The sequence below is a fragment of the Calditrichota bacterium genome (genome assembly GCA_014359355.1).
Lineage (GTDB): Bacteria > Zhuqueibacterota > Zhuqueibacteria > JANLFK01 > Oleimicrobiaceae > Oleimicrobium.
In genome coordinates this window covers 1-3,446 of sequence record JACIZP010000087.1, presented here as the reverse complement: position 1 = coordinate 3,446, position 3,446 = coordinate 1, and the positions used below count along the sequence as shown (strand labels likewise).

3 protein-coding genes are annotated in these 3,446 nt (G+C 58.0%); 1 reads left to right on the top strand and 2 read right to left on the bottom strand.

The genetic code is table 11. The annotated features are described in order from the left end of the window. Positions 1–788: hypothetical protein (locus H5U38_03735; protein ID MBC7186128.1), on the bottom strand; the 788-nt coding region annotated here is incomplete at its 3' end. A gap of 1,267 nt (positions 789–2,055) precedes the next feature. On the opposite strand from H5U38_03735, the gene H5U38_03730 reads away from it, so the two are divergent. Beyond that, positions 2,056–2,301: a transposase gene (locus H5U38_03730; protein MBC7186127.1), complete on the top strand. Its 246-nt coding sequence runs from the start codon at positions 2,056–2,058 to the stop codon at positions 2,299–2,301. Between the two features lie 406 nt (positions 2,302–2,707). Here the strand turns inward: H5U38_03730 and H5U38_03725 are convergent, their stop codons facing one another. Beyond that, a complete protein-coding gene (locus tag H5U38_03725) occupies positions 2,708–3,088 on the bottom strand; it encodes a hypothetical protein (protein MBC7186126.1) in 381 nt (126 codons plus the stop codon). Positions 3,089–3,446: the final 358 nt, after the last annotated feature.

Here is a 3,446-nt window from a genome sequence, read left to right as displayed (position 1 = left end):
GTCGCTGGTCTTTGCAGCGTAAAACTTAGGAAATCGGTAGCGGTCTGGCCCTTGTCGTTATTTGCGGTCAAAATCCACAACAGATTCTTGAGCTGGTCAGGGATATTGCCGAGTACGTGCGCCCGGTCAATGTAGTACTCGTCACCTTCGGTGAGGTAGCCGAGCACGTACCCGGTCGGCTTGACAATACTCACCGGCGGGGTTCCCATGGTGGTGAAGGACCAAATGGGGCTCCACACGGGCGCGAGTGACGGGTCGTTTCTTGCTCCCACCCGCCAGTAGTGGGTCGTCAAGGCTCTTAGGTCATCGACGACCAGCAGAGTCGTGTCCTCGGTTACCCACTCATCCTCCACAGGGTTCAGCGTAGAGCTCCGACCGACCTGTACCACATACTCTGCGGCGCGGGCGGCCTTCCGCCACTTGAACCAAGTATCTATCCCTACGCCTGTCGCCCCGTTGCGGGGAGTAGTCAGAATGGGGGGGCCGGGAGCAGAGACATACTTCCTGAGAACAACGTCGTCCACATAGGCGCCCTCTAACTCGACGGAATGATCAGTATCGAACGCAAAGGCTACGTAAACATGGCCGTACCCACTCAGTTCCCCGATATCCAGAGTAACCGATCTCCATCCCCCAGAGGAACCATCGAGCCACTGGCCATCGAAGTGCGCTCCATCGCTGGACGTGCCGTAGAAAAAGTAGTCGTACCCATTCTCGCTTTGCAGCCAGTAGTAGAAGCTTAGTTCTGCATCGGTGGCGTCGCTTAGGTCAAAGGGTCCATATATCATCCAAGCTCTCATGTTTGGACGATAGGGCCCTCCTGGTGGGCTCGCGGAGGTTCCTGCAGCTGCACACCATGCACTCCGTGAGCCCCAATGGGCCCGAAAGTTTATAGTGCCCCAATAGGCGTTAGTGTGTCCAGATTCTGCGTAGCAGGACCATTTGGCGCTTGGGAATGGCCCTTCAAAGGTTTCCGTCATGATAGTCTGCCACCCCGTGGACCCGGAGGGGCTTTCGACTTGGGCCTTGACGTCAGTAGGCTCATATTCTTGGCGTGAGACTCCTAGCGGCCCGGCCGTGAACTTCCTGGAGGGGGTCCGCTGGCGAAGTGGGGGAAGTTGGGCTTTGGCGAACGCCGAGTCCTCTGCTTGCCCAACGGTCCCTTCAGGGGCGGGCAGAGATTTCTGTGTGTGCCGCGGCGACTCCTGCGTTACTCCTGCCGGCCCGACCTCTTGTGCTGTGTCTTCAAGCAGGTAGGGCCCCCCGCACGCCCAGTGAGGGCCCGCAGAGGGTGATGTACTTGCCGCGCCGCAAAGAACGAGGACAAGGCAGGTCGCGGCAACGACGGCGATACATAGTCTCTTCATGGCTCCGTCTCCTCCTTCAAGCTTTGGATGCTTAACCCAATACCGCAAGTAATACCGCAAACAACCCTGTTCCTCCATCATGTTAATCGCCGCGAGTATCAGTCCCCCCGTTGCAGCAATCGTCGTAAGCCCCTACAATGTTGTCCCAATGTTTCAGCGAAGACTAATGGCATCTTCGTGCTTGAACACCGGGATGTCTATTCCCGTTGGGCTGTTTTCTATGGCGGCCGTTGACGGGGACTGATCTAGCGCCGGAGGCATAAGACGACAGAAAAAAGCATGGCTTTTCATCCTCGCTGACCCTACCCCGAGGCTATCTTCTCTGGCTTCTCGTCACTCCGCACAGGGTGTGCCTGAGGTAAGTACTCAAAGGTTGTAAGAGACATTCGTAACTCTTGAAGCGTTGCGCAGTACCCAAAGCTACGAACAGGCCCATCACGTCAGCTCAAGCCGTAATGACAGCAATGTTGCCAAGCAAGCACTTTGTTGCAAGCTTCACTGGTGACCCGAAGGGTCTGACCATTCACCCTGTGCTGACCCCGGCCGACATCGGGAATGTCCCGTTCCGTGGGCACTGCGCAGGTTCTTCCGGATTTGCGCAGGGGACAACCTCAGCGCACTCAGGGCGATAGGTAGCAATCCCGCACGGGGGGCTTGGTGTGGTTACCCCATCGTCCGCTGAGGGCATATGAGACGTCCGGAAAATAGCAGCACATGGCGGGGTTGCGAGATGTGGATACCTCTCCTGAAGGTGATCCGGCAGTTGGTCCCAAAGGCAATGGTGGTCTTTCACGGGTTCCATTTGATGCGTCATCTCATGCACCCCGTCAACCAAGCTCAGACGCGAGCAGTGTCCGGCCCCCCAGGCTCCACTCGTCGCCAGGCCTCAATAGCGCGCAAAGTTTCGATTGTTTCGGGGAGGTTCGCAAGATAGGCGTAGATCTCCACCGCGCTTCCGAGGAGGGGGGAGGCACACCCTTGAAGGCGGTAGTGCTACTCTGGCCGAGGGATCCAACCCGCAAGTTGTTCCACCAGGCCCGTTTCATTCGGATGAAGGCGCTGTCTTTTCAGATCCGAACCGCAGGACCCACGGCACAGCGCAAAAGGCACAGCGCTCGTACCACATACCGTACTTGCCTTTGCAACCGGTGTGCCAGCTTGCAAGGCAAGCCCACTCCACACAACACACGCAATAGCAACTTCTTCTGATTGCTCAGCGTAGCTGGCGAGCACTATGCTGATGGATTTTCCCAACAGACTGTTGGAATTTGCCAACATTGCCGCGCGCCCCAATGTACTTCCTGCACCACGCACGCGGGGAGGAGGGAGGACACCTTCCGCTATTCCCGGGCGAACAACCCCACCCCCAACTCCTTCATCTTCACATGCAAATGACTCCTGTTGATCTGCAAGAGCCGGGCGGTTTCGCTGACGTTGCCACGGCAGGCGACCAAGGCCCGCCGGATGTAGGCCCGCTCGAACTGACGCCAGGCCTCGGCAAGCGGCATAATCTGGCCGCGGAACAGCGACTTGGGTCCACCGCCTTCCTTTTTTTCCCACACCTGCTCAAGCTCCCAGGGGTTCACTACCTCAGAACTGCACAGGATCGATACCCTCTCCATGAGGTTGCGCAACTCGCGCACATTGTTGGGCCAATGGAACTGGGAGAGAAGTTGCAGCGCCTCGGGGGCAAGAGTCGCAGGTGGGCGGCGGGCCCTCATAGTAGCTGTTGAGCCCGTACGTCTGGTCACAAGGTTGATCCAGCTGGACGCGAATTCTGCTCTCCCTTTTTAGGCCCTGGACTGAACAATTGCCTGAGGAAGAGGCGCGAAGGTGGTATGCGATTGTCAGGACTGATGACGCAATCGTTCAGCCCAGGACCCAGGATTCGCGAGGGCCCTGAGGCGGTTGCCCCAAGGCCCTCGTGCTTTGGTTCGCTATGCGTCACTGCCGCCTGAAGGGTCACCTGAGCAAGAGCATTCTGATGGTCTTGGCCTGGGTTCCTGCCACCATCCTGCACAAGTACACCCCTGCTGCAACCGGCCTACCCAGCTCATCTCTGCCATCCCAGTGCACTGT